The sequence below is a fragment of the Streptomyces sp. NPDC052299 genome (genome assembly GCF_040679335.1).
Lineage (GTDB): Bacteria > Actinomycetota > Actinomycetes > Streptomycetales > Streptomycetaceae > Streptomyces.
This window is the reverse complement of record NZ_JBFAUP010000010.1, coordinates 181,566-207,945: the sequence shown is the minus strand read 5'-3', so window position 1 is coordinate 207,945 and position 26,380 is coordinate 181,566. Positions and strand designations below refer to the sequence as shown.

The 26,380-nt window shown below is 73.7% G+C and carries 20 protein-coding genes, 1 tRNA gene and 1 riboswitch; of the genes, 12 read left to right on the top strand and 9 right to left on the bottom strand.

Going from position 1 to position 26,380, the window contains the following annotated elements:
• The first annotated feature begins 23 nt into the window (after positions 1-23).
• Complete coding sequence (locus tag AB0L33_RS19310; protein ID WP_365682902.1) at positions 24-1,448, top strand: NAD(P)/FAD-dependent oxidoreductase; 1,425 nt, start codon at positions 24-26, stop codon at positions 1,446-1,448.
• Positions 1,445-2,656: an FAD-dependent oxidoreductase gene (locus AB0L33_RS19305; RefSeq protein ID WP_365682900.1), complete on the top strand. Its 1,212-nt coding sequence runs from the start codon at positions 1,445-1,447 to the stop codon at positions 2,654-2,656. Before AB0L33_RS19310 ends, AB0L33_RS19305 begins: the two co-directional genes overlap by 4 nt.
• 14 nt (positions 2,657-2,670) lie before the next feature.
• On the opposite strand, the gene AB0L33_RS19300 is transcribed toward AB0L33_RS19305, so the two are convergent.
• Positions 2,671-3,066: a hypothetical protein gene (locus tag AB0L33_RS19300; protein WP_365682898.1), complete on the bottom strand. Its 396-nt coding sequence runs from the start codon at positions 3,064-3,066 to the stop codon at positions 2,671-2,673.
• Between the two features lie 79 nt (positions 3,067-3,145).
• The gene (locus tag AB0L33_RS19295) at positions 3,146-3,640 is read right to left on the bottom strand and encodes a DUF309 domain-containing protein (protein ID WP_365682896.1); all 495 of its coding nucleotides are present in this window, start codon (positions 3,638-3,640) and stop codon (positions 3,146-3,148) included.
• Positions 3,641-3,750: 110 nt separating this feature from the next.
• On the opposite strand from AB0L33_RS19295, the gene AB0L33_RS19290 reads away from it, so the two are divergent.
• From AB0L33_RS19290 to AB0L33_RS19275, 4 genes are all read left to right on the top strand, one after another.
• On the top strand, positions 3,751-6,384 hold the full coding sequence (locus AB0L33_RS19290; protein ID WP_365682894.1) for an AAA family ATPase: 2,634 nt from the start codon (positions 3,751-3,753) through the stop codon (positions 6,382-6,384).
• 50 nt (positions 6,385-6,434) lie between these two features.
• Positions 6,435-6,508 (top strand) — tRNA-Pro (locus tag AB0L33_RS19285).
• Between the two features lie 353 nt (positions 6,509-6,861).
• On the top strand, positions 6,862-8,106 hold the full coding sequence (locus AB0L33_RS19280) for a lipase family protein (protein ID WP_365682892.1): 1,245 nt from the start codon (positions 6,862-6,864) through the stop codon (positions 8,104-8,106).
• A 283-nt stretch (positions 8,107-8,389) separates the two neighbouring features.
• On the top strand, positions 8,390-9,979 hold the full coding sequence (locus AB0L33_RS19275) for a TROVE domain-containing protein (RefSeq protein WP_365682890.1): 1,590 nt from the start codon (positions 8,390-8,392) through the stop codon (positions 9,977-9,979).
• 1 nt (position 9,980) lies between these two features.
• Here AB0L33_RS19275 and AB0L33_RS19270 read toward each other — a convergent pair whose 3' ends face one another.
• On the bottom strand, positions 9,981-11,357 hold the full coding sequence (locus AB0L33_RS19270) for a cytosine permease (RefSeq protein ID WP_365682889.1): 1,377 nt from the start codon (positions 11,355-11,357) through the stop codon (positions 9,981-9,983).
• Positions 11,348-11,441: riboswitch (TPP riboswitch) on the bottom strand. (Overlaps the previous gene by 10 nt.)
• Positions 11,442-11,484: 43 nt before the next feature.
• On the bottom strand, positions 11,485-12,681 hold the full coding sequence (locus tag AB0L33_RS19265) for an ROK family transcriptional regulator (RefSeq protein WP_365682887.1): 1,197 nt from the start codon (positions 12,679-12,681) through the stop codon (positions 11,485-11,487).
• A 204-nt stretch (positions 12,682-12,885) separates the two neighbouring features.
• Between AB0L33_RS19265 and AB0L33_RS19260 the strand changes: the two genes are divergently transcribed.
• The 6 genes from AB0L33_RS19260 (at position 12,886) to AB0L33_RS19235 (ending at position 22,419) form a co-directional block, all read left to right on the top strand.
• Positions 12,886-14,373 (top strand): sulfatase-like hydrolase/transferase, encoded by a 1,488-nt coding sequence (locus tag AB0L33_RS19260; RefSeq protein WP_365682885.1) that lies wholly within the window; start codon positions 12,886-12,888, stop codon positions 14,371-14,373.
• Positions 14,370-15,221 carry an ABC transporter permease gene (locus AB0L33_RS19255; protein WP_365682883.1) on the top strand — a complete coding sequence of 284 codons (852 nt, stop codon included), beginning with the start codon at positions 14,370-14,372 and terminating at the stop codon, positions 15,219-15,221. The genes AB0L33_RS19260 and AB0L33_RS19255 overlap by 4 nt, the downstream gene beginning before the upstream one ends.
• A 3-nt stretch (positions 15,222-15,224) precedes the next feature.
• A complete protein-coding gene (locus AB0L33_RS19250; protein WP_365682881.1) occupies positions 15,225-16,007 on the top strand; it encodes an ABC transporter ATP-binding protein in 783 nt (260 codons plus the stop codon).
• On the top strand, positions 16,004-17,032 hold the full coding sequence (locus AB0L33_RS19245) for an aliphatic sulfonate ABC transporter substrate-binding protein (protein ID WP_365682878.1): 1,029 nt from the start codon (positions 16,004-16,006) through the stop codon (positions 17,030-17,032). Before AB0L33_RS19250 ends, AB0L33_RS19245 begins: the two co-directional genes overlap by 4 nt.
• Positions 17,029-19,284 (top strand): DUF4838 domain-containing protein, encoded by a 2,256-nt coding sequence (locus tag AB0L33_RS19240; protein WP_365682876.1) that lies wholly within the window; start codon positions 17,029-17,031, stop codon positions 19,282-19,284. Before AB0L33_RS19245 ends, AB0L33_RS19240 begins: the two co-directional genes overlap by 4 nt.
• An 87-nt stretch (positions 19,285-19,371) precedes the next feature.
• Positions 19,372-22,419, top strand: a complete 3,048-nt coding sequence (locus AB0L33_RS19235) for a beta-galactosidase (RefSeq protein WP_365682874.1) — start codon at positions 19,372-19,374, stop codon at positions 22,417-22,419.
• A 57-nt stretch (positions 22,420-22,476) separates the two neighbouring features.
• On the opposite strand, the gene AB0L33_RS19230 is transcribed toward AB0L33_RS19235, so the two are convergent.
• The 5 genes from AB0L33_RS19230 to AB0L33_RS19210 form a co-directional block, all read right to left on the bottom strand.
• Positions 22,477-22,971 carry an FBP domain-containing protein gene (locus tag AB0L33_RS19230; RefSeq protein ID WP_365683057.1) on the bottom strand — a complete coding sequence of 165 codons (495 nt, stop codon included), beginning with the start codon at positions 22,969-22,971 and terminating at the stop codon, positions 22,477-22,479.
• A 50-nt stretch (positions 22,972-23,021) separates the two neighbouring features.
• Complete coding sequence (locus AB0L33_RS19225) at positions 23,022-23,528, bottom strand: NUDIX domain-containing protein (RefSeq protein ID WP_365682872.1); 507 nt, start codon at positions 23,526-23,528, stop codon at positions 23,022-23,024.
• 68 nt (positions 23,529-23,596) lie between these two features.
• The gene (locus AB0L33_RS19220) at positions 23,597-24,496 is read right to left on the bottom strand and encodes a hypothetical protein (protein WP_365682870.1); all 900 of its coding nucleotides are present in this window, start codon (positions 24,494-24,496) and stop codon (positions 23,597-23,599) included.
• On the bottom strand, positions 24,493-25,500 hold the full coding sequence (locus tag AB0L33_RS19215) for an SPFH domain-containing protein (protein WP_365682868.1): 1,008 nt from the start codon (positions 25,498-25,500) through the stop codon (positions 24,493-24,495). Before AB0L33_RS19215 ends, AB0L33_RS19220 begins: the two co-directional genes overlap by 4 nt.
• Positions 25,501-25,706: 206 nt before the next feature.
• Complete coding sequence (locus AB0L33_RS19210) at positions 25,707-26,336, bottom strand: TetR/AcrR family transcriptional regulator (RefSeq protein ID WP_365682866.1); 630 nt, start codon at positions 26,334-26,336, stop codon at positions 25,707-25,709.
• Between the last annotated feature and the right edge of the window lie 44 nt (positions 26,337-26,380).

The window sequence follows — 26,380 nt, the reverse complement described above, 5'->3', positions numbered from 1 at the left end:
GCTCCAGGGGACGTGAGCACCACGTGGTAGCCCCGGCCACGCCCACCGTCACCCGCGCAGGACACCCCCTGCCCGACGTCCCGCCGTACGACGTCACCGTCATCGGAGCGGGCGTCGTCGGCACCGCCATCGCCCGTGAACTGGCCCGCCACCCGCTGCGCACCGCGCTCGTCGAAGCCACGGACGACATCGCCAACGGCACCTCCAAGGCCAACACCGCGATCCTGCACACCGGATTCGACGCCGCCCCCGGCACCCTGGAAGCCCGCCTCGTCCGCGAGGGACAGCGCCTGCTCTCCGCGTACGCCGCCCGCACCGGCATCCCCGTCGAACGCGTCGGCGCCCTCCTCGTCGCCTGGGACCGGGAACAACTCGGCGCCCTGCCCGCCCTGCTGGCCAAGGCCGAACGGAACGGATACCACGCGGCCCGGCTGCTGGACGCGGAGGAGACCGCCGCCCGCGAACCGCACCTCGGCCCCGGCGCGCTCGGCGCCCTGGAGATCCCCGACGAAGCCGTCATCTGCCCCTGGACCACCCCGCTCGCCTACGCGACCGAAGCCGTCCGGGCCGGGGTCCACCTCCACCTCGACTGCCCCGTCCAGCACCTCGCGTACGCCGAGGGCCTGCACACCCTCACCACCGCCCGGGGCACCCTGCGCACCCGCCTGCTGATCAACGCCGCCGGGCTGCACGCCGACGCGATCGACCGGATGGCGGGACTCGACACCTTCACCGTGCGCCCGCGCCGGGGCCAGCTCATCGTCTTCGACAAACTCGCCCGCGAACTGGTCCGCCACATCCTGCTGCCCGTCCCCACCGCCGCCGGAAAGGGAGTCCTGGTCGCGCCGACCGTCTTCGGCAACGTCCTGCTCGGCCCCACCGCCGAGGACCTGGACGACAAGGAGGCCACCGAGTCCACCGCCGAAGGGCTGGCCCTGCTGCGCGAGAAGGGGCGCCGCGTCCTGCCCCGGCTCCTCGACGAGGAGGTCACCGCCGTCTACGCCGGCCTGCGGGCCGCCACCGGCCAGGAGGACTACCGGATCACGGCCCACCCGGACCGGTCCCTCATCACCGTCGGCGGCATCCGCTCCACCGGGCTCACCGCCTCGATGGCCATCGCCGAACACGTCGTCTCCCTGCTCCCCGGCACCGGACTCGACCCGGGCGAGCCCGGCGAGCTCGCCCCGCTCACCATGCCGAACCTCGGCGAGGCGGCCCAGCGCCCCTGTCTGGACGCCGCGCTGATCGCGCGCGACCCGGCGTACGGCACGGTCGTCTGCCACTGCGAACGCGTCACGGAGGGCGAGATCCGCGACGCCCTCGCCTCGCCGCTCCCGCCGCGCTCCACCGCGGGCCTCGCCCGCAGGACCCGGGCCGGCAACGGACGCTGCCAGGGATTCCACTGCGGGGCCGCGCTCCGCGCCCGGATCGAGGGGGCCCGCCCATGACCCGCCGCGAACGCCGCGTCGACGTACTGATCGTCGGCGCCGGACCGGCCGGCCTCGCGGCCGCGGCCGGACTCGCCGCCGCCGGGGTGCCGTTCGTGGAGGTGCTGGAGCGCGACCCGGCGCCGGGCGGCATCCCCAGGCACTGCGCCCACGGCGGATTCGGTACGCGCGCGAGCGGCGATCTCACCGGCCCCGTCTACGCACTGCGCTGCGCGGCCGAGGCGCGCGCGGCCGGTGCCACGCTCCGTACCGGAATCACGGTCACCGGCTGGGCCGGACCGCGCACCCTCGACGCCACCGGCCCCGGCGGCCTGGAACGCATCACCGCCCGAGCCGTCGTCCTCGCCACCGGCGCCCGCGAACGCCCCCGCGCCGCCCGGCTCGTCCCCGGCACCCGCCCGGCCGGCGTCTACACCACCGGCGAACTCCAGCAGGCCGTCCACCTCCACCACCAGGCCATCGGCACCCGCGCGGTGGTCGTCGGCGACGAACCGGTCAGCCTCGCCGCGGCCGACACCCTGCGCACCGCCGGTGTCCGCCTCGTCGCCCGTGTCACGGAGCACCCGGCCCGCCCCTTCGCGGCCGTACGCCGGTCGCGCGGCGCACCCCTGCTCTCCCGCACCACCGTCACCGCCCTGACCGGCCGCCCCCGCCTCACCGGCGTCCGCGTGCGCCACGCGGACGGGCGGACCACCACCCTGGCCTGCGACACCGTGGTCTTCACGGCCGACTGGATCCCGGACCACGAACTCGCCCGGCGCGGCGGCCTCCCGCTGGACCCCGGCACGAGGGGGCCTGCGCACGACCCCGCGTTCCGCACCGGACGGCCCGGAGTCTTCGCCGTCGGCAACCTCCTGCGCGGCGGCGAGAGCGCGGCCACCGCCGCCCGCGAGGGCCGGGCCGTCACAGGACCTGTGCTGGCCCACCTGGACAGCGGGACCTGGCCGGCCGGCGGGCCGCCCCTCGCCGTCGCCGCACCGCTCGAATGGGTCGCCCCCAACCTCGCCGGGCCCGGCGGGCGCCGGCTCCTGCTGCGGACCGGCAGACGGCTGTCCGCACCGCTGCTCGTCGTCGGCCAGGACGGGGCGCTGCTGCACCGCGAACGCCTGGCGCGGTGCGTCGCGCCCGGCCGCTCGTTCTCCCTCACCGCCCCCTGGCTGGGGCGCGTCGACCCGCGGGGCGGCCCGGTGCACATCCGGATCGGCTGAACCCCCCGTACCGCTCAGGGAATCAGCAGCCAGTCCGCGCCGATCGCGGCGACCAGCCCGACGGCCAGCAGCCAACTGCCCAGCCGAGTACGCCCGTTCCGGCTCAGCTCGATCACGATGCCGCAGAGGATCAGCGCCAGCCCGTACACCCCGACCACCAGGACGGAGGCGCGGCTCGCGAGGCGCAGCCCGAGCACCACCGCCATCGCCACCATGCCGACCGAGGAGAGCACGATGCGCAGCCGTCTCGCCTGGCGTGGGGTCAGCCGGCGCCCGCCGGTGTCCCCACCCTCCGCGAGACTGCCCGCGAGGTCGTCGGGGACGTCCTCTGCCGGGCTCTCCGCGGCGGTCTCGGCGGCGTCCTCGGCTATCGGGGCGTCCACGGCTCGGTCCTGGTCAGAAGTGCTCATGACGCCGGATCGTAGTGGCTCCGCCCCGGACCGTTCGCCGTTGTCAACCAACACCGTCGAAACCAGGCCGACTTGTGCTTCACGGCTGTTCCGTGCGCAGCCTCGGGGCTTCCGCCGCCGCGTCCACCGGACCCGCGCCCGCACGCTCCACCCGCACCGCCAAATCCCGCGCCCAGCCGGTGAGCTCCCCGAGCCCCATCCCGTGCGCCTCGCCCGGGCCGTACGCCTCCAGCGCCGCCGCACCGCGCCGCAGCAGCCGCGCCCCGCCCGTCGCGTTGCCCCGGGCGGCATGGGTCAGGCCCACGGCCAGCTGGGCGAGCCCGCGCCACAACTCCCGTTCCGTCTCCGGACCCGACTTCCAGGCGTCCTCGAAGACCTCGTGCGCGTGGAACGGCATGCCCGCGTTCAGCAGCCGCTGCGCCTCGAGGACGGTCTCACCGGCGGTGCGTTCGACACCCTCGGGCTGGCGTTCCACCCCCGGTGTCCCGTACGGCAGCGGGCGCCCCAGCCCGTCACGGGGGCGCGCGTTGTGCGCCCGTCCCTCGGAATCCCGGTCCCTGCGTGTCTCGTTCACGCCCCCGATTGTGCCCCGCACCTGCGGCGAACTGTCCGAACCACTGTCCGTCCGGCCCCGCGCGCGACTAGGCTCGGTCACCATGGTCACCACTTTGGGGGAGGGTAGGCATGAAGCCGTCCCGGCCGCTTTATGAGCGCGAACCGGAACTCGCCGCTGCCGCGCAAGCCATCGACTCGCTCTGCGGGGCACAGGCCACCGGCGGGCTGCTGATCTACAGCGGTGAGGCAGGCATCGGCAAGACCGCGCTCCTGGACGAGATCCGGGCCATGGCGGGGAGCCGGTGCACCGTCTGGTCGGCACGCGGCGGTGAGACGGTCACCTCGGTGCCGTTCCACGTCGTACGGCAACTGCTCCAGCCGGCCCTGGGCCAGTTCCCGCCCGACGACGTACGGGCCCTGTTCGGCCCCTGGTTCGACAGCGCCGCCCCGGCCCTGGGGCTCGCGGAGCCCTCCGGCCCGCAGCCCGATCCGCAGGGTGTGCGCGACGGCCTCGACTACGTCGTGAAGCGGCTCGCCTCCCGGCTCAGCCACCGCCCGCTGCTCCTCATCATCGACGACGCCCACTGGGCGGACGGCGAATCCCTCGCCTGGCTCGCCTCGTTCACCGCCCGCCTCGGCGACCTGCGCGTGCTCGTCGTCCAGGCCCACCGCCCCGAGGAGCTGGCCGCCCGGGAGGCCGCGCGCAACGCGGCCGACGGCCACCCCGCGCAGATCCGCGTCGCCCTGCGCGCCCTCACCCCGGACGCCACCGCCGAACTGGTCCGCGCCACGCTCGGCGAGCACGCCGACGACCCGTTCTGCCGCGAGGTCTGGGCCGTCACCGGCGGCAACCCGTACGAGGCGGTCGAGCTCGTCGCCAAGGTCCAGGACAAGGAGCTGGCCCCGCTGGAGGAGTCCGCCGGGCTCCTGCGTGAACTCGGTGCCTCCGCCCGCGGCAGCGGACTCGTCGCCCGCCTCGAACGGCTCGGCACCAACGCCAACCGGTTCGCCTGGGCGGCCGCCGTCCTCGGGACCGACATCTCCCAGGACCTGGCGGCGACCCTGGCCGGGATGAGCTCGGCCGAAGCGGCGGACTGCACCGCCCGGCTGCGCGAAGCCCGTATCGTCAGCGGCTTCGATCCGCTGGAGTTCGTGCACCCGCTGATCGCCTCGGCCGTCTACCGCTCCATCCCGCCCGCCACGCGCACCGCGATGCACGGCAGGGCCGCCTGGGCCATCACCAACGCCGGGCTCGGCCCCGCCGCGGCCTCCCGCCACCTGCTCGAAGTCCACCCGGACGACGACCAGGAACTCGTCGCACAGCTGCGGGCCGCCGCGAAACAGCACCTCGCCGTCGGCGCCCCCGAGGCCGCCCAGCGCTGCCTGGAGCGGGCCCTCGAAGAACCGCCGCGCCACGACGTACGCGCAACCCTGCTGTACGAGCTGGGCTGCGCGACGCTGCTCAGCTCCCCGGCCACCACCGTGCAGCACCTGCGGGCGGCGCTGGACATGCCCGGTCTCGCCGACGATCTGCGGGTCGACGCCACGTACCGGCTCGCCGCCGCGCTGTCCCACAACAACCAGCTCAAGGAAGCGGCCCTGGCCCTCGCGGCCGAGGCCGAGCGCACGGCACCCGGACCCGGCCTCATGCGGCTGCAGGCCGCCCACTTCCTCTGGGAGGGCATGCAGGCCACCGAGGAGGACGGCCCCGGACGTTCGCGCCGGCTCGCCGCCAACGCCGATCACCTCACCGGCCGGGACAACGCCGAACGCGCCCTGCTCACGCTCCGCGCCTTCGACGCCATGCTGCGCGGCGAGAACGCGGAGATCATCGTCGCCCTCTGCGAGCGTGCCCTGGTCGACGGCCACCCCGCACGCGGACTCGGCTGGACCGACACCGAGTGGGGCTTCGAGCTTCCCGCCCTGGTGGGGATCACCTACGCCTTCACGGACCGGCTCGACCGCGCCGAGGGGTTGTTCGGCGAGGCGGTCCGCGCCTTCGAGATCTCCGGCTGGAGCGGCGCCCACCTGGCCTTCGCGCACACCCTGCTCGGCCTGGTGCACCGCCGCCGGGGCCGCCTCGCCGAGGCGGAGGGCTTCCTGCGCGAGGGACTGCGCCTCGCGGACCGCGTCGGCAGCGGGCTCCCCGTCCACTGGGACGCGGCCTGCCTGCTCATCGACACCCTGCTGGCCCGGGGCCGGGTCCCCGAGGCCCGCAAGATCGCCGACCAGTACGACTTCGGTCTGCCGTATCCGAGCGCGATGGTGCTGCCGGACGGGCCGTGCGTCCGGGGCCGCCTGCTGCTGGCCGAAGGCCGTACGAAGGAAGCGGTGACCGAGCTGGAGGCGGCCGGGCGCTCGCTCGAACCGCGCGGCAGGTTCAACGGCATCTGGGGCCCCTGGGCCGGCGACCTGGCCCGCGCCCTCGCCGACGAGGACCCCGGTCGCGCCGCCCAGCTCGCCAACACGGCCCGGGTCCACGCGGAGCGCTTCGGCACGGAGACCGCCATCGGCGAGGCCCTGCGCTGCGTGGCCCTCTTCGCGCGCCCGGAGGAGTCCGTCCACCTCCTGGGCGAGGCGGTCCGCCACCTGGAGGCGTCACCCTCCGGCTACGAGTTCGCCCAGGCGCTGGTCGACTACGGCATCGCCACCCGCTCGCCCCGCGAACTGGCCCGCGCCCACAAACTGGCCACCGCCTGCGGCGCGGAAGGACTGGCCGCCCGCGCCCAGCAGGCACGCGCGTCGATCCGGTCCACCGAGTGAGGTAATGTTTTCCCTGCAGCCGCCACCCGGCAGAACCGGGTAAGCGGCAGCGGGACGTGGCGCAGCTTGGTAGCGCACTTGACTGGGGGTCAAGGGGTCGCAGGTTCAAATCCTGTCGTCCCGACTCGTAGGAGTCGTAGGTCAGGGCCGGTTTCGGAATCACCGAAACCGGCCCTTGGTCTTTGTCCGGCCCCACGGTCACCACTGAGTGCACCCCGACGTCGTCACAGGTCCTGGAAGGGCGGTTCCGGAGAGATCCGGAGCCGCCCTTCGGGTATGTCCGTGAGCCCGTGTGCGGGTCCTCGGCCGATCGCGCGCGGCAATGGCCTGCCGCAGGGTCTTGCGAGGGGCGGATGAAGTAATGAATCATCGTTCAGAACTTTGCCCCGGGCCGGTGTGCCGAGCAGGTGCCCCGTGCGGGACCGGGCGACAGCATTTCCGGGAGAGAGGCCAGAGACCCACATGGGTGAGCGACGCATGTACTCAGGGAAGGCCAGGTCGATCGCGGCCTGCTGCGCGTCCGGCTTCCTCGCGGCATTGCTCGCCGCGACACCGTCCGCGGCGGCGGCCGGCCACGGAAGCGGCGTTCCCGCCGGTCCGCGCGGTGAGGGCTTCTACCACGCGTCCCGTGGGCTGGTGGAGCACGGACGGCACGGCACGCTCATCCGCGCGCAGCGGCTGACGGGGGTCGCGGCCTTCGCGGGCGCGGACAACTGGCGAGTGCTGTACCGCTCGGTGACCCCGCAGGGCAGGACGGTGGCCGTCTCCGGCACGGTCTCGATCCCGCACGGGCGGCCTCCGGCCGGCGGCTGGCCGGTGCTCTCCTGGCTGCACGGCACCACGGGCGTGGCGGACGCCTGCGCGCCGTCGCGGGACACCGCGAACGGTCCGGCGCACGACTATCTCCAGGCGATGCAGGACACCGTGGCCCCCTGGGTGGCACGCGGATACGCGGTGACCCGGACCGACTACCAGGGCCTGGGCACGGACGGCACGCACAGCTACCTCGTCGGCGAGGCGGAGGCCCGGGCGGCCGCCGACCTGACCCGCGCAGCGCACCAGCTCTCCGGTCACCTGAGCGACGAGTGGGTGGCGTACGGGCACTCGCAGGGCGGGCACGCGGCCGTCTTCGCCGCTGACCTCGCCAACCGGTGGACGCCCGAACTGCGGCTGCTCGGGGCGGCGGCGCTGGCGCCGGGTTCGCAGCTCAGCGCGGCCGTGCCGGCGCTGCGCGAGCAGCCGATCGCCGGGGTGAGCGACTTCTTCCCGCTGATCGTCCGCGGCGCGCAGACCGTCCGGTCCATGCCCGACCAGGACATCTTCACGCCGGAGGCCCTGGCGGTGGCCGGTGACGCGGACCGGCTGTGCATCGCCCAGCTCCGCGATCCGGGCTCCTGGGGCTCGCTGAACAGCGACGAGATCTTCCGCGAGGGCGCCGACCTCACCGCCCTCGACAAGGTGCTCGCCGACAACGAGCCCGGCCTGCTGTCCCCGCGCCTCCCCGTGCTGCTGGCTCAGGGCGGCAAGGACACGGTCATCCAGCCCGCCTGGACCGCCGCCCTGGACGAGCAACTCCGGGCGAACGGCGTCCACGTGACCTCGTACACCTACCCCGAGGCCGACCACCGCGGCGTCCTGTCGGCGTCCCTGCCCGACGTCACCCGCTGGATCGACCAACTCTTCGGCCGGTCGTCCGGGGACCACTCGCCCACGCGGCCGTAACGCCCGCCGCAAGAGCCGGGCGGACGGGGCGCGGGCCCCGTGTGCCCGGCACCGCCGAAAGGGGGCGCGGTAATTCGGTGGTGCGACCCTCGGCGGGCCCTGTACGTTTCCCACGCGCCCGCGCCCGGCGGTGCGCCCGGTTGCGGCTACTTCCTTCCGACACTCAAGTGACGCCGCCGCCATGCTCCTTGATCTCGCCGGGCGCGCGCGTCTCACCATCGCCCGAATCCGGGGGGATTCACTGCCTCGTCATTCCCGACGCGTCTCGAAGGTCTGGTCCGAGATGCTGGTGGCCCCGCACGTCTCGGCCGCCGCCCGCCACCTGACCGCCACCCGGCCCGTGCCCGGCTCCACCGCACGGCACCCGCGCACCTACGAGGGCGGCCCCGCCTTCGTCCGGGAGCCCCGCGAGGAGCTCTTCCTCCTCGCCGTCGGCAACTTCGTCTCCCAGGAGACCTTCTACGAGAGCGGCGCGGACCGCGACGACCGGTACACCGCCCTCGTCGCCCGCCTCGCCGTCGAGCACCCCGCGTGGACGGCGGGCCTGCTCCGCTGGCTGCGCGACGAGGGCAACATGCGCACCGCGTCCCTGGTCGGCGCCGCCGCGTACGTCCACGCACGGCTCGCCGCGCGGACCGGCGAAGGGCCCTCCAACCGGTCCGTGGTCGACGCGGTGCTCCAACGGGCCGACGAGCCCGGCGAACTGCTCGCGCACTGGATCGCGACGTACGGGCGCCAGGTGCCGCAGCCCGTGAAGCGCGGCGTCGCCGACGCCGTACGCAGGCTCTACACCTCCCGCGCCCTGCTGAAGTACGACACCGCGTCCCGGGGCTTCCGCTTCGGTGACGTGCTCAATCTGGTGCACGCGGCCCCCGATCCGGCCAAGCCCTGGCAGGGCGCGCTCTTCCGCCACGCCCTGGACCGCCGCCACCACCCCGACCGGGCCACCGCCCCGGCCGACGACCCGCTGCTCACCGCGCACCGGGCGCTCCTGGACACCCCGGTGGACGAGCGGCGCGCCCTGGTCACCGGCCCCGGCGGCGCGGAACGCCTCGCCGTGGCGGGCATGACCTGGGAGTCCGTGGCCGGCTGGCTGCAGGGGTCGCTGGACGCCGCCGTCTGGGAGGCGCTGATCCCCGTCATGGGCCCGATGGCCCTCCTGCGCAACCTCCGCAACTTCGACCGGGCCGGCCTCCCGGACCAGGCCGTCGAACGCGTCGCCTCCCGCATCGCGGACCCCGAAGAGGTCGCCCGCGCCCGGCAGTTCCCCTTCCGCTACCTCGCCGCCCACCAGCACGCCGCACCGCGCTGGGCCGCCGCGCTCGAAGCGGCTCTCGACCACTGCCTGGCCAACGTGCCCGCCATGCCCGGCCGCACGCTGGTTCTGGTCGACCGGTCCGACTCGATGTTCTTCGACACCTTCTCCCAGCGGTCCACGCTCAGCCGGGCCGACGCGGCCGCCGTGTTCGGCACCGCGTTCGCCCTGCGTGCCGAGCACGCGGACCTGGTGGAATTCGGCTGGCGCAGCGCGCCGGTCCCGTACGCGCCCGGCGAACCCGTCCTCGACGTGCTCGAGCGGTTCCACCGGCTCGGCGGCACCGACACCACGAAGGCGCTGCGCACCCACTACCGGGACCACGACCGGGTGCTCCTCGTCACCGACGAACAGGCCCTGCCCTACACCAGCGCCCCGGACCCGATCCCGCGCGAGGTCCCCCTCTACACCTGGAACCTCGCCGGATACCGGCCCGCCCACGGCCCCGCCGGACCGAACCGGCACACGTTCGGCGGCCTCACCGACGCGGCGTTCCGGATGGCCGGACTCATCGAGAGCGGCCGCAGCGGGGCCTGGCCGTGGTCCGGGGAGAGGTGAGTCAACGGCGCGTCCGCAGCGGGGCGTACACCCCGAGCGCCACGAGGAACGCCACCCCGTACGCGAGGTCGGCCCCGTGCAGCGCCTCGGCCACCGGGCCCACGTACAGGCTGGTGCTCATGAACGGCACCGCCGCCGCGAAGGCCGCGGCGAACGCGGCGAGCGCCGGCCACCACGGGCGCGGCCGGGCGTGCTCGGCCGCGAGGTCGACGGGGGCGCCGCGCCGGGCCCGGGCGCGGACCAGCCAGTCCACGGACACGATCGCCACGAAGCCGGGGATCCAGTAGCCGACGAGCAGCAGCACGTTCTGGAAGCGGGCGGTCGTGTCCGCCGCGTGCATCCACAGCACCAGCGGGAAGCCCAGGGCGGCGGCGAGCGCGGCGGCCACCGGACGCGGCAGACGTACCCCCATCGTCTGCAACGCCAGCGAGCCGCTGTAGTCGTTCATCGCGTTGCTGCACAGCGCGGCCAGGGCCACCGCGAGCAGCCCGAACGCCCCGAGCGCGCCCCCGCCGAGCAGCGCGTCGATGCCGCGCGCGGTCTGGTCCGTGAAGACCGAGGTCCCCCAGAGCCCGATCGTCTGGACGGCCACGAAGGAGGCGCTGATCCCGCCGAGCGTGCACCAGAACATCCGCGTCCGGGACGTCCCGCTCGGCAGGTAGCGGCTGAAGTCGCTCGCGTACGGCGCCCAGGACAGCGCCAGGCTCAGGGCGATCGTGCAGGTCAGGACGAAGGCGCCGGCCCGGTCCGCGCCGTGCACGGTCGAGGCGGTCACCGGGTCCACCCCCTTCAGGAGCTTCGCGGCGAGCACGGTGAAGGCGGCGGCCAGGGCGAACGTCATCACGGTCTGGAGCCGGTGGATCACCTCGTAACCCAGCACCCCGAGCGCCCCCTGCGCGGCCATCATGACCAGGACCCCCAGCCAGAACGGCCAGCCGCACAGTTGCGCGAGCGCGTCCCCGCCGAACAGCCCGATCAGGGCGTCCCAGGCGATGGACGACAGCCACTGGAGGGCGCCCGGCAGCACGACGCCCGGTCCGAACGCCAGCCGTGCGAGGGGGAGCTGACCGGACCCGGTGCGACTTCCCCAGGTGCCGAGATACGCGGTCGGCGCGGCGCCGACGAGGGTGCCCAGCACGACGGCGGCGAGCGCGGTCCCGAAGTCCAGGCCGAGCGCGATGCCGACGGTGCCGGTGAAGACGCCGGTCATGGTCAGGTTGGGCGCGAACCAGACGGTGAACAGCCGGCCCGCCCGGCCGTAGCGGTGCTCCTCGGGGACCGGTGCTATCCCGTGCGCCTCGATGCGCAGATCGCCGGGGGCGGAAGGCATGCGCCCGCCGAAGGCGGCGCGCTCGTCCTGGGCATGCGACAACGACATGGAGACATCCCTCCGCCAGTGCTAACTGGTTCAGGTTCGACGGGTGTGATCTCAGCCCCGTGCGGGGCACCCCGTGTCCGGTGTGGCGGCCAGAATAGCGCCGGTCCGCCCGCTGCCGTCGCGGGGGTCAGCCCGGCGGCCGGTCCAGCAGCTCCGCGAGGTCCTGACCCGTCGTGCGCAGCAGCAGCGCGACCCCGCCGAGCGCGGCCGCGTCGCCCCCGAGGGTGGAGCCGCGCACCTCGATGGAGCGCGGGGCGGACGGCAGCGAGAGCGCGGCGATCTGCTCCCGGATCGGGGCGAGGACGAGGTCGTCGAGCGCGGCCGGTTCGCCGTAGACCACGACGCACTCCGGGTCGACCTGGGCGGCGAGCGCGGCGAGCACCCGCCCGGCAGTGACGGCCGCGTCCCACAGGACGTCGGCCGCCTCCGGGCGGCCCTCGGCGGCGAGGGCGATCAGCTCCTCGGCGTCCCGGGCGCCCAGGCCGCGCTCGGCGCACGCGGCGAGCAGCGCCGGTACGGAGATCAGCCCCTCCAGGCAGCCCCGGCCGCCGCAGTGGCACGGCTTGCCCTCGGGGTCGCAGCTGGTGTGCCCGATCTCGCCGGCCGCTCCGTGCGCGCCGTGCACGAGGGAGCCGTTGACCACGAGTCCGCCGCCGACGCCCTGGGACCAGCGCAGGTAGACGGCGTTGTCGAAGCCCCGGGCCGCGCCCCAGGTGACCTCGGCGAGTGCGGCCAGCCGGGAGTTGTTGTCGGTGAGGACCGGGGCGCCGAAGTGCCGGCCGAGTTCGGCGGCGACGTGCCCGGCGAACGGGGTCATGGTGTGCGGGTCCGCCGATGCCGGGTTCTGCACGAAGCCGGGCAGGCCGAGGCCGATGCCCTGGACCGGGGCGAGGCTGATGGACTCGCGCCGCACCAGCTCCTCCACCGCGTGGATCGCCTGCGCGGCCCGTTCGGCGGCCTGGCTGTCGGCCGGGACGGGGGCGCTGTACCGGCCGACGATCTCGTGGGCGCAGTTGGCGACCACCACGTGCATGTGGTGGCGCTGGAGGTCGATGCCGATCAGTTCGGCGCCGCGCGAGTTCAGCGCGATCTCCAGCGCCGGGCGGCCGCGGCCCCTCGGCTGCCCGGGATCGGGGGCGGGCTGCTCCACCACGGCGTTTCGGTCCAGCAGGTCGGACACGATCGCGAACAGCGTCGTACGGGAGAGACCGACCCGCTCCTTGAGCTCGCCCCGGCTCAGCGCCCCCGACCTGCGCAACTCGCCGAGCACGGCGGCTTCATTGGCTCTGCGCAGGCGCTGGAGGGCATCGGTGCGTTCGGTCATGGACGCATGGTCGATCGGTCAAGGGGTTTCTGTCAACGCGGCGGACGAATTCACACGATGTTTATTCCCAAGGGTTGACCTAAAAAACCGGGCCTCCCTACAGTTCCCGTCAATCGCCGGCACCGGTGCGCGTCGAGCACCCCGGGGCCGCGTGCCGGCCGGCGACCGTCACCACCGTGAGCGACCACCGAAAGGGCGGCCCGAGTGGCTCCGCGCAACGTCCTGTTCCTGATGACCGACCAGCACCGGACCGACACCCTGGGCTGTTACGGCAACCCGCTCGTCCGGACCCCCGCACTGGACGCCCTCGCGGCCGAGGGCACCCGCTTCGACCGCTTCTACACCCCGACCGCGATCTGCACCCCGGCCCGCGCCTCCCTGGCCACCGGCCTCCACCCGTTCCGCCACGGCATGCTCAACAACCCCGAGCGCAACGGCGGCAGCAAGGACGAGCTGTCCGACGAAAGCCCCATGCTCTGGCGCCAGTTGCAGGGCCAGGGGTACTCCGTCGGGCACGTCGGCAAATGGCACATCGGCCGTGAGCAGGGCCCCGAGTTCCACGGACTCGACGGCGAACACCTGCCCGGCGCCCTCAACCCCGTCCACCACCCCTCGTACGAGAAGTGGCTCGACGCGAACGGCTTCCCGCGCTTCGCCGTGCGCGAGCCCGTCTTCGGGACCGCCGCCAACGGCACCGGGCGCGGCCACCTCATCGCGGGCCGGCTCCAGCAGCCGGCCGAGGCCACCGTCGAGGCGTTCCTCACCGACCGCACCCTCGCCCTGCTGGACCGCTACGCCGCCGGGTGGAAGGCGTCCGGCACCCCCTTCATGCTGTCCTGCCACTGGTACGGGCCGCACCTGCCGTACCTGATACCCGATGCCTACTACGACCTGTACGACCCCGACGACGTACCCCTGCCCGCCTCCATGGCCGAGACCTTCGCGGGCAAGCCCGAGGTGCAGCGCCAGTACAGCGCCTACTGGTCGTCCGATGACTTCGACGCCGCCGCCTGGCGCAAGCTCATCGCCGTCTACTGGGGCTACGTCACGATGATCGACCACCAGGTCGCCCGCATCGTGGAGGCGCTCAAGGGCCACGGGCTGTGGGACGACACGGCGGTCTTCTTCACCGCGGACCACGGCGAGTTCACCGGCGCCCACCGGCTCAACGACAAGGGCCCGGCGATGTACGAGGACATCTACCGCATCCCCGGCATCGCCCGCGTCCCCGGCGCGCCCGCCCGCACCGACGACGCCTTCGCCACCCTCATCGACCTCAACCCGACCATCCTGGAGCTCGCGGGCGCACCCGTCCCCGAACCCTGCGACGGCACCAGCCTGTTGCCGCTGCTGAACGGGGAGAGCGCCGACGGCACCCGCGACCAGGTCGTCACCGAATTCCACGGACACCACTTCCCGTACTCCCAGCGCATGATCCGCGACCGGCGCCACAAGCTGGTGCACAACCCGGAGAGCGTGCACGAGCTGTACGACCTGGAGACCGACCCGCACGAACTCCACAACGTGTACGAGGCGCCCGCCTACGCGGAGGTCCGCCGCGACCTCACCGTCCGGCTCTACCGCGAACTGCTGCGCCGCGGCGACCCGGCCTACACCTGGATGAGCTACATGGCCGACATCGGCGGCGGCCGGGCCGCCGACGTCGACGGGGTCGCGGAGGAAGTCGCATGAACGTGCAGGACAAACCCCGCGCACCGCACCCCGCGAAACCCCCGGGCCCGCCGGCCGCCCCCGAACGCGCGGCCGTGAAGCCGAAGAAGAAGCCCGGCACGGGACGGCTCACCTCCGTGCTCCTCGGCCTCGCCTCCGCCGCGCTCGGACTGCTCGCCTGGACCGCCCTCGCCGGCAGCGGCATCAACGGCTTCCCGGGACCCGTGGTCGTGGGCCGGCGCGCGGGCGAACTCATCGCGGACGGCACGCTGTTCGAAGACGCGGGCGCCAGCCTGAAGCGCGTCCTCACCGGCTACGTGCTCGGCGTCGCCCTCGCGATCCCCGTCGGCTTCCTCATGGGCTGGTACCCGGTGGTCCGCCGGCTCTTGGAGCCCTGGCTCCAGTTCTTCCGCATGGTGCCGCCGCTCGCGATCATCCCGCTCGCCATCGTGCTCATGGGCATCGACGAGACCCCGAAGATCTTCGTGATCTTCCTGGCCTCGTTCCTGTCCTGCGTCGTCTCCACCTTCCAGGGCGTCGTCGCCGTCGACGTCACCCTCGTCAACGCGGCCCGGGTCCTCGGCGCCCGCGACCCACAGGTCTTCGCCGGCGTCGTCGTGCCCGCGTCCACCCCCTTCATCCTGGTCGGCATGCGCATCGGGCTCGGCGCCTCCTGGGCCACCGTCGTCGCCGCCGAACTCATCGCCGCCCAGGGCGGACTCGGCTACCGGATGCAGCAGGCGCAGCTCTACTACGACCTGCCGACCATCTTCGTCCAGCTCATCGCGATCGGCGCGATCGGACTCGCCATGGACCGGCTCCTGCTCCTCGCCGAGCGCCGGCTCACCCACTGGCAGGAACGGCGGTAACCCATGCCCCACATCGACTTCCACGACGTGACGAAGGACTTCGCGGTCGGGGACGGCGGATTCCTCGCCCTGGACCACGTGAACCTGGACATCGAGGACGGCGAGTTCGTCACCGTCGTCGGCCCCTCGGGATGCGGCAAGAGCACCCTGATGAACATCGCCGCCGGACTCCTCGACGCCACCACCGGCGAGGTCCGCGTCGACGGCGCCCCCGTCAGCGGCCCCGCCCCCGAACGCGGTGTCATCTTCCAGCAGTACGCCCTCTTCCCCTGGATGACCGTCGCCGGCAACGTCGAGTACGGGCTGAAGGTCGCCGGCGTCAAGAAGGCCGAACGGCGACGCAGGGCCCGCGAGGTCATCGAGCTCGTCGGCCTCACCGACTTCGCCGACGCCCTGCCGAAAACCCTGTCCGGCGGCATGAAACAGCGCTGCGCCATCGCCCGCGCCTACGCCGTCGACCCGAAGGTGCTCCTGATGGACGAGCCCTTCGGAGCCCTGGACTCGCTCACCCGGGTCCGCATGCAGGAATCGCTCCTGGACACCTGGGGCCGCGACCGGCGCACCGTCATGTTCATCACGCACGACGTGGACGAAGCGGTCTTCCTCGCCAACCGCGTCGTCGTCATGGCCGCCCGCCCCGGCCGCGTCCACACCGTCATCCCGGTCACGCTGCCCTACCCGCGGACCGAGGAGCACCGCCTGTCGCCCGAGTTCGCCGCACTGCGCGCCCAGGTGTGGCACGCCGTGCACCACCAGCCCGCCCCGCTCGAAGGAATCGCGTCATGAAGCCGATCCGTGCCCTCCGCCACCGCACGGCGGGCCTGTTCCTCGCCCTGGCGCTCGTCTCCACCGCCGCCGCCTGTGGCGACGGCTCCTCGGCCGGCTCCGACGGCGGGCCGAAGAAGGTGAAGTTCGGCTACATCGCCGACTACAGCGGCGCCGCCGCCCTCGCGGTCGCCGGGGAACAAGGGCTGTGGAAGAAGGCCGGGGTCACCCCCGAACTGAAGGTCTTCACCAACGGGCCCCTTCAGGTCCAGGCCCTGGGCACCGGCGACCTGGACTTCGGCTACCTCGGCCCCGGCGCCCTGTGGCTCCCCGCGTCCGGCCGCGCCCCCATCGTCTCCGTGAACATGCTGGGCCTCGCCGACCGGGTCATCGCCCGCCCCGGCTCCGGCATCGACGAGCCCGCGGACCTCAAGGGCAAGAAGGTCGCCGTCGCCGAGGGCACCTCCGGCGACATGATCCTCGACCTCGCCCTGCGAGAGGCCGGACTGCAGCCGGACGACATCACCAAGGTCGCCATGGACGCCTCCACCGTCGTCACCGCGTTCTCCTCCGGCCAGGTCGACGCCGCCGCCACCTGGTACCCGCTGATCGACACGATGAAGAAGAAGGTCCCCGGCCTCGAGGAGATCACCCGGACCGAGGACTACTACCCGAAGCTGACCTTCCCCAACGTCTTCGTCACCCAGCCGAAACTGGCCTCCGGCGACCCGGAACTCGTCAAGAGGGTCACCGGCGTCCTCAAGGCGGCCGGCGACTGGATCGCGGCCCACCCGGAGGAGTCCGAGACCGTCACCGCCGACTTCCTGAAGCTCCCGGCCGGGCAGCTCAAGGGCGCCACGAAGTACGTGAAGATCCTGCCCTCCGGCGAGCTGACGAAGCTCACCCGGGACGGCACGGTCGCCGGCTGGTTCGACGCACTGGCCGCCGATTTCCACCGCATGGGCAAGCTGCCCGACCCGGGCAAGGTGCAGGACTACTACCTCGGCGACCTCTACACCGCAGCCGGAAAGGCGGACCGCTCATGAACGACTCGCCGCACCACGACACCCGCACCGCACCCGACGGGGTGAGACGCCGCGGCTTCCTCGCCGGAGCCGCCGGCCTCGCGGGCGCCGCGCTCCTGGCCGGGACCACGACGACGGAGGCCGCGGCGGCGGACGGCCCGCTCCGCGTGACCTCCGGCGGCCGGGCCCGCGCCGCCATCCTCTGGTGGGGCGGCGGCAGCGCCGCATTCGCCGCCGCCGAACTGCGCGACTACCTCCGCAGGATCACCGGCGTCCGCCTCCCGCTGCACCCCGCGGCCGCCCCGGCCTCCCGCCCCGAGGGCGTCACCGGCCTGGTGGCCCTGCACACCGGGACCGGCGGCGGCCGGATCGCCCCGGACCGCCTCGCCGACGCCGGTCGCGCGCTCTCCGGTGCCCCCGAGGACTCCTTCACCCTGCTCGGCGACCGCACCTGCCTCCTGCTGACGGGGCACGGCGACCGGGCCCCGCTGTACGCGGTGTACGCCCTCCTGGAACGGACCGGCGTCCGCTTCTTCGCGCCCGCCTTCCCCGCGTACGAGGGCCACCACGAACACGTGCCGCACACCCCGGACCTCGCACTGCCGCCCGTGCGCCACACCGACCGGCCCGCCACGCAACTGCGGCGGCAGTACGCCGAGGAGGGGTTCAGCCACACGGCGGCCAGCCTGCCGCCGCTGCTCGACTGGATGGCCAAGAACCGGCTCAACACCTTCGTGTACCCGACCGACTACCTGGGCCTCGGCGTCACCACGTACGACAAGGTGCGCGACGTCCTCGCCCGCGAGGCCGGCAAGCGGGGCCTGCGGATCGAGACCGGCGGCCACGGCTACGACAGCTTCCTGCCGAAGGCCGACTACCCGCAGTACTACGAGTCCGGCGGGCCGGTGTTCGACATCTACAACCCGGACGCATTGAACGCCTACGTGGACAAGGTCGTCGCCTTCCTCCGGGAGCGCCCGGAGATCACCCTCTTCGACTGCTGGCCCCCGGACGTCGGCGCCTTCCAGAAGCCGGTGCTCGACCGGTACGGCACCGCCTCCAACGCGGAGTCCGTGGTCGTCAACGAGCTGGCCCGGGTGGTGCGCCGCGAACTGCCCGGCGTCCGGATCGAGCGCATCGCCTACGCCTCCACGGTCCGCCCGCCGGACGCGGACCACGCGAGCGACCCCGAGGTGGTCGTGGACTTCGCCGCGTACTCCCGCACCTACGACGGCCACCTCGGCGACCCCTCCGTCAAGGCCAACGTGCCCTTCGCGGACGCGCTGCGCGCCTGGCGGGCCACGCACACCGGGCCGCTCGCCATGTACGAGTACTACCGGCGCTACCGCTGGCGCAGCCTGCCCGTGCACCCGCTGACCACCATCGCGGGCGACCTGGCCTTCGAGGCGGGCCTCGGTCTCGACGGGATCGGCATGTACAGCGAACCCGGCGACTGGATCACGTACGAGCACGTCCAGAGCCTCGTCGCCGCACTGGCCTGGGACGGCTCCCTGGACGGGCCCGCGTACCTCGACGGCTATTTGCACGCCCGCTTCGGGGAGCCCGCGGTCCCCGCCATGCGCACCTACTACGACCTGACGCGCCTCGACCCGGACACGCACACCGCCGCCGCGCTCGGCACGGCCTACGAGCAGGCGCTGGCGGCGCTGCGGGAGGCCGCCGGGCAGGTGACGGACCCGGCGCCCCGCACGGTCCTGGACCGGCTGACCCGCAACGCCTGCCTCGCGCTCGCCGACATGCGCATCGGCCTGGCACCGGCGGGCAGCCCCGAACTCGACGCCGCCCGCCGGGAGTACCGCGCGCTGGTGCACCGCAACCGGTTCAACGGGATCTGTCTGCCCCACATGCAGGCGTGGTGGCGGTGGAACGGCCCGCAGGGCCAGGCCCCGTACGACGACGCGAAGATCCGGCAGGCCGTGGTGGACGCGTACGCGAGCCCCGCCGCCGGGTTCGGTGACCCCGGGGTGCTCCTGCTGGAACGCGACGGGGACGCGGTGCGGCTCGATGTGGAGGCCCAGGACGTGGACTTCACCGGACACACGGTCCACTGGACGGCCACCGCACCGGACGGCGTCCGCGTGGAGCCGTCCCACGGCACGCTGCGGGTGCGCGGGACCCGGGGCGACGCCCAGCGGGTCGCCGTCAGCGCCACGGCGGACGCGGCGGCCGGCACGGGACTGCTCACCCTGGACTTCCGCCTCGCGGACGGCACCCGCCTGGTCGCCTCCCAGGTGGTGACCGACATCCGCTGACCGGCACCCCCTGACCCGCACGGCCCAGCCCGACCGGCTCCACGGACCACGAAAACGCACCATGAGCACACCAGCGAAAGGGCGTCCATGACCCACCACCCCCACCGTCCGCGCACCCGGTCGCGCCGTTTACGGCGGCGCGCGGTCGTCACCGGCCTGGCCACCGGACTCGCGCTGTCCCTGTTCTCCCCGCCCCCGGTCTCCGCGCACCCCACGCGGCGGGCCGGGCCGGCGGCCGGTGCCACCACTCACCGCTTCCCGGGCAACGACCACCACCCGCACACCGTCACCTGGGACGCGAAGTCCCTCCGGATCGACGGCGAGCGGCTGATCGTGTGGTCCGGCGAGTTCCACTACTGGCGGCTGCCCAGCCCCGACCAGTGGCGCGACGTGCTCCAGAAACTGAAGGCGTCGGGCTTCAACACCGTCTCGCTCTACTTCTTCTGGGGCTACCACTCGGCGAAGCCGGGCTCGTACGACTTCACGGGCGTCCGCGACATCGACCGGCTCCTGACCATGGCCGAGCAGGAGGGCCTGTACGTCATCGCCCGGCCGGGGCCGTACATCAACGCCGAAGTGAGCATGGGCGGCCTGCCGCCGTACATGACGACGTACGCCGGTGAGCAGCGCACCGCCGACCCGCAGAACCTGGCGGCCGACCTGGAGTGGCTGAAGGCCGTCAACGGCGTCATCGGCAGGCACCAGCTCACCGACGGCGGCGGCAGCGTCATCGCCTACCAGGTCGAGAACGAGCAGATCGACAACTCGGCGAAGCACGTCGAGTACATCGAGAAGCTCCAGAGCGCGGTGACCGGACAGGGCATCACCGTGCCGCTGTTCCACAACGACTACGGCAACGGGCACGGCTGGAACGTGCCCGGCGGGCCCGGCGGCTCCCGGCTCGGCCTGTACGCGTTCGACACCTACCCGCTGGGCTTCGACTGCGCCGGGCCCAGGAAGAAGCTGGGGGACTACGAATCCCGGGTGCGCGGCTACTCACCCTCCACCCCGGTCTTCGTCGCGGAGGGGCAGGGCGGCGCGTTCACCGCATGGGGCAGGGACTTCCAGACGAGCGAGTGCGCGAAATTCGCGGACGAGGCCTTCACCCGGCAGTTCGCCGTGAACAACCTCGCCAACGGGGCCACCCTCTCCAACACCTACATGGAGTACGGCGGCACCAACTGGGGCTGGACCGGCGACCCCGGCTCCGGCTTCACCTCCTACGACTACGGGGCGGCGATCGCCGAGAACCGCTCGATCACCCCGAAGCTGGCCGTGCAGAAGGAGTTCGGCTACCTCCAGGGCGCCGTCCGGCCGATCGCCTCCGCCGAGCCCGACACCGCGCCCGCCGTCACGGTCACCGGCGGCGGTCCGGTGAAGGCGGAGCAGCGCCGGTCCACCGAGCGCGCCGCCACCACCTCCGTGTCCGGCAACGGCATGCGGCTCCTGACACTGCGCCACCCCGACTCCAACGACACCACGGCCAGCCGCGTCACCCTTCCGCTGGACCTGGGCCCCGGCGCCGCCTACGCGCGGGTGCCGCAGAAGGCGGGGACCGGGATCACGGTGGACGGGCGGGACGCCACCGCACTCGTCGCGGACTACGCCTTCGGCCCGCACCGGCTCGTCTACTCCACCTCGCAGGTGCTCACACACCTCACCGCCGGACGCGATCTGCTCGTCCTCGACGGCGCGAGGGGCACGGACGGCGAAACGGTCCTCCGGTACGCGAAGCGGCCCCGCGTCACCACCACGGACGGGGAGTCCGTGGAGAGCGTCTGGGACCCCGTCGCCAAGGACCTGCGGCTGAACTACGCGCACGGCGCGCCCCGGACCGTACGTGTCACCGGCGGCGGCGCACCGGACCTCACCGTCCTCATCGGCGACCGCGAGGGCGTCGCCACCACCTGGCAGCTCGACGCGGGCAGCGGCCGGGCCCTGGTCACCGGCCCCGAACTGGCCCGGACCGCCCGCGTGCGGGGCGCCCGGCTCGACCTCACCGGAGACACCCGCGAGGCCGGTCCGCTGAGGGTCTTCGCGCCCGCCGGGGTGCGGGCCCTGACCTGGAACGGCCGGACCGTCCGGGTGGAGCGGGACGCCGCCGGGGCGCTCACCGGCCGCCTGCCCGGCCCGGCGAAGGCCGAAGTGCCCGCACCGGCCACCTGGCGCACTGCCGCGTCCGACCCGGAGCGCGCGGCGGACTTCGACGACTCGGCGTGGACCAGGGCGGACCGCACGACCGCCGCCAACACCCGGCACGGGCCCGGCGCCGCTTCGGGGGTGGTCCTGGACACGGACGAGTACGGCTTCCACGAGGGCGACACCTGGTACCGGGGCCACTACACGCCCACCGCGGCCGGCAGCACCGTCGAGGTGACGGTGAGGACGGGGACCGCCGGGCACGCCCTGGTCTGGCTCGACGGCCACTACCTGGGCGCCCAGGGCGACGGCAGTGCCACGTACAAGGTCCCCGAGGGCCTGACCGAGCCCGGCAGACCCGCTGTGCTGGCGATCCTGGTGCGGAACATGGGGCAGTACGAGGACTGGAGCTCCGACGGCCGGTCCAAGGGCGGACGCGGTCTCGCCGACGTCGCCATCGCGGGTGCCGGGAAGACCGAGTGGCGCATCCAGGGCGCCCGGGGCGGCGACGAGCCCGCCGACACCGCGCGCGGCCTCTACAACAACGGGGGGCTGTACGGGGAACGCGTCGGCTGGCACCTGCCGGGGGCGCCGGACGCGTCGTGGGCGCGGACCGGCTCGCTGAAGAGCGACCGGCCGGGCGTGCGCTGGTACCGCACCACGGCCCGGCTCGACCTGCCCGAGGGCGCCGACACGGCGCTCGCCCTGCGGGTCGAGGACGCCGGGGGCCGGACGGACAAGTACCGCGTCCAGCTCTTCGTCAACGGCTGGAACACCGGGCAGTACGTCAACAACGTGGGACCGCAGCGGGAGTTCGTCATCCCGTCGGGCTTCCTGAAGCCGCACGGCGACAACACCGTCGCGCTCGCGGTCACCGCCGAGCAGACCGGCGTCGGCCCGGACTCGGTCCGGCTGGTGGAGCAGGGCACGGTGCTCGGTGGCGTCGGGGGCGGGCCCAACACCGCACCCGACTACGCGGATCTGTTCACGAGGTGACGGAGGACGCGCGCCCCGGAGGTCCGCCCCGGGGCGCGCGCGTCCGCGTCGTCCGGCTCAGCCGAAGAGCTTCGTCACGAACGCGTGGAGGTTGGCGACCGTACGGGCGATCTGCTCCTCGGTGGTCAGGCTCTCCTTGAAGCGGGCCCCCGAGTCCACCGTCTTCTTACCCCGCACGTACAGCGAGCAGGCCAGGTCGGTGCACATGTACAGGCCGACCGAATTGCCGTCGCGTCCGGCGGGGCCGGTCTTGCGGGCGGTCATGAGGGAGACCCCGCTGCCCGGGTGCGTGGTCAGGCAGAGCGAGCACATGCTCCGGTGCAGGAAGCCGCGCTGCTGCGACGGGAAGCGCAGCGAGATCCCGGCCGTCCTGCCCTCGTGCTCGGTGACGATGTAGCTGCGTCCCGGCGCGGACAGGTCGCGCCAGCCGAGGAAGTCGAGGTCGTCCCACGGCAGCTCCTCGAAATCACGGGGGAGCGGCAGACGCTTGGCTTCCCCCTTGGAGCAATTCACGAACGATGAGCGGATGTCCTGCTCGGTCAGGGCCTTCATACTCACGAAGCTAACTCTGCCTATGGGCCCTAGGCAAACCATTAATCGAGTTAGGGGATCACCTGGGGCTTCTCGGGTGCGAGGAGGAGCCGGTGCACCGGCGGATGCGGGATGCCGAGGTCCGGGCGCCAGGTCGCGAGGATCTGCGCCGACGGGTCGAAGAGCGGCGACGGGAGCGCGTCGAGCGGGGTCCACTCCCAGGCGCTGATCAGGTGCGGCTCGGTCACCCGCGCCGCACCCGTGTCCACGCGCACCAGGGCGGCCATCGTCACCCGGTTGATCCCGCCGAGGGCGTCGTGCAGCATCGCGAAGACGGTGACCCCGTCCTCGGGGACCGTCAGCCCGGTCTCCTCGCGCAGCTCCCGTACGGCGGCTGCCGCCACGGACTCCGGCACCGGGTCGACCTTGCCGCCGGGCAGTTCCCAGGTGCCGCTGTGATGCCGGCCGAGCAGGATGCGGTCCCGCGCGTCCTGCACGATCACGCCGACCCCCAGCGCGGCCTGCGGCGTGGGTGGCCGGCTGTTGCGGGAGGGGGCGGCGGTGCTCTCGGTGGCCATGGTGCTCCTCTGCAGGGGAGATCGGTCCGGGCGTCGAGCCTACGGGGACGCCGCGTCCGCCCCCGCGCTCACACCGCCAGCCGCAGCGAGGTCTCCGAGACGCCGAGCCGCACGCTCTGCCCCCACGTCAGCTCCAGCGCGTCCGCCTCCATTCCGTCGCCGAACACCACCACCCGGTCCGACTCCACGGTCAGCCGCAGCCCCTGCCCGGGACCCAGCTCGCCCGCGACGAACGACGTGCCGGTGGACGGCGAGGGCCACGCCTCCCGGACGAACCAGAGCAGCCGGGGATCGGCGGGCCCGGGCAGCGGGAGGGTGCTGCGGCGCTCCTGCCAGAGCGAGCGCAGCCAGCCGGTCGCCCCGGTGCCGGTGCCGACCAGGACACCGGAGGACGCCTGCGGCTCGGCGGGGGAGTCCGCCGTGTCGGGCCCGAGCCGGTAACGGGCGGTCTGGTGGCCGGGCGGGCCCAGGTAGACCTCGTTCAGGGCGAGCAGCCGCTGCGTGTCGTCGGACACCGCCTCGACCATCGTCAGCGCGTCGGTGCGCCCGCCCGGCGCCACGGCCGCGCGCATCAGCGCGGCCGCGTCGGCCGGGCGGTGGCGGACCAGGACGCCTGGGTTGCGGCCGGGATCGGTGTCGATGCCGATGACCGGCTGGCCGGAGAGGTACTTCGCGGCGTTGGCGACCAGGCCGTCCTGCCCGACGACCACCACCACGTCCTCGGGCGCGAACAGGAACCGGTCCAGGTCGGCCCGCTCCACCCGGCAGTGCCGCCAGGTGAGCGGGACGGCCGCCGCCACATCCGCCAGGGCCTGCCGGGTCCGCCCGTGCCGGTGGGCCACCTCCTCGATGGAGCGGCCCCGCGCGGCCAGGACGAACGCGGCCTGGCCGTGCGTCCCGTGGCGGGCGAGCAGTTCCTCGTACTCCGTGGTGCGGTGGACCAGGACCGCCCGCGGGGCCAGGCTCACGCCCCGGCCTCCGGCCGGCCCAGCTTGCTGAGCAGGCCCGTGAGCACGTCGGGCGACAGGGTGAGGCTGTCGATGTGCGGCAGGTTCTCGGCGAGCCGGGTGGCCGCCAGCGCGTGCAGCGTCGCGGCGTCCACCTCTCCGTGCGCCCGCAGCCAGGCCGCCTGCGCCTCGGCGCGCGCCGCGCCCACCTGTCGGGCGGCCTCCGCCTCGGCACCCGCGAGCCGCACCGTGCGGGCGGCCTCCGCCTCGGCGCGCACCCCGTCGGCGGCGGCGCTCTCCTCGGCCTCGCGGCGGCTGTTGGTGCCGCGCTGCTCGACCAGCTGTTCCTCGCGCCGGGCGAGCTCGATCTGGCTGGCGAGCTCGTTCTCGGCGATGGTCCGCTCGCGCTCGACGGCCACGGCACGCCGTTCGTACGTGGCCCGGTCCGCCTCCTGCTGGATCTGCTCGCGGGCGGGGGTGCGCAGGGCGCGCTCCACTTCGGCCTCGGGGCGGATGGCGACGACGCGGACGGCGACCACGTCGATGCCGGTGGCGGGGAGCCTCGGCTCGGCGGCGAGACCGGTCGCCACCCGCTCGCGGACGGCGGCGACCCCGTCGACCAGGGCAGCGGCCAGGGGGGTGCGAGCCAGGACGTCGAGGGTGTGCTGCTGGGCGGTCTCGGTGAGCAGGGTGGCGATCTGTTCGAGGGGGGCGCCGCGCCAGGCTCCGGTGTCCGGGTCGACGGAGAAGTCGAGGCGGGCGGCTGCCTCGGCCGGGTCGCTGATCCGGTAGGTGACCGTGGCCTGGACGGTGACGTCCTGGAAGTCGGCGGTGCGCGCGTGGAACGCCATGGCCAGCTCGCGGTCGTTGACCGGCACCTCGGAGAGCGCGGCGCTCAGCGACCGGTACCAGAAGCTCAGCCCCGCCCCGTCGTGCGTCAGCTTGCCGCGCCTGTGGTGGCGGATGTGCGCGGTGGGCGCCGAGCGGAGATGGCGCCAGCCGAAGCGGCGGGTGATGTCGGCCATGGAAACCCCCTGATCTCGTTTTCGTCATGACGACGATAAGCGGCGTCCCTCCTTATCGTCAAGAGGACGAATAGGGGAGCGACCGGGTACGCGAACGGCCGGTGACTTCGGAGAAGTCACCGGCCGGCCGGGTGCGCGCCGCCCCCGTCCCCACGGTGCGGCGCGGGCGGGCCGCCGTCATCCGCTCGGACGACGGCCCACGTCTGTCAGGACCCGGACGCCGGGGCGTCCAGGCCGAGTGCGGGAAGGACCGCTCCCTCCACGAAGCGGACCAGGTAGGTCTCGTCCGCGTGGGCCCCCGCCAGCATCGGCCGGGCCCGCATGACGCCGAGCAGCTGCGCGGCGACGAACTCCACCGCGGGGTTGTCCGGCGCCACCTCGCCGCGCTCCACTCCGCGCCGTACGAGCGCGTCGATCGCGGCCAGCTCCGGCAGGATCAGCGACTCGCGCAGCGCGCACAGCAGCTCCGGGCTCTGCAGCGCCGCATGGCTCAGCGCCAGCATCAAGGGTGTGTCGCGGCCCGAGCCCTCGCCGATCGCCCGCGCCGCCTCCACCAGGTCGCCCGCCAGCGAACCGGTGTCGATCTTCCGCAGGGCCCCGCGCCGGGTGCCGTGCAGGGCGGCCACCACCAGCTCGGGCTTCGAGCCCCACTGGCGGTAGAGCGTCGACTTGCCGCAGCGGGATCGGGCGGCGACCCCCTCCATCGTCAGCGACTCGTAGCCGTTCTCCCTCAGCATGTCGAGCACGGCGGTGTAGAGCTCCTGGGCCCGCTCCGGCGTGATCTTCGAGCGGCGCTGCGCGGGGGGCTGCTCCTGCTCGGTCTGCTGCGGTGACATGTGCCTTCCCTCTCTGCGACTCTGCGACGAGGTCCATCGATACG